We start from the raw sequence: 345 nt of genomic DNA on the forward strand, positions 1-345 counted from the left end.
CTGATTGTGCTGGATACCCTGAGCCGTATTCACGCCCTCGATGAGAACAGCAACGGCAACATGGCCCACCTCGTGGCCGTGTTGGAGCACGTTGCGGCCACCACGGGCGCATCCGTGCTCTACCTACACCACGTCAGCAAGGGAAGCGCCCGCGAAGGGCAAACCGACCAGCAGCAGGCTGCGCGTGGCGCATCGGCGTTGATTGACAACGCCAGGTGGTGTGGTTACGTCGCTCGTATGACCGAGGATGCGGCAACGCGCCTCAGCGGCCGCCCCCACGCCCGGCAGCCCATCGGTAATGCGCGCCGCAGCTCCTTCGTGCGTTTCGGCGTCAGCAAGCAGAAC

At 64.9% G+C, this 345-nt stretch carries 1 protein-coding gene; it reads left to right on the top strand.

Annotated elements, in window-relative coordinates; genetic code table 11:
* A partial coding sequence (locus R0J88_RS19130; protein WP_410900749.1) for an AAA family ATPase occupies nt 1–345 on the top strand: 345 nt, incomplete at both ends.

Source organism: Pseudoalteromonas sp. SIMBA_162 (assembly GCF_046535955.1).
Taxonomy (GTDB): domain Bacteria; phylum Pseudomonadota; class Gammaproteobacteria; order Enterobacterales; family Alteromonadaceae; genus Pseudoalteromonas; species Pseudoalteromonas marina.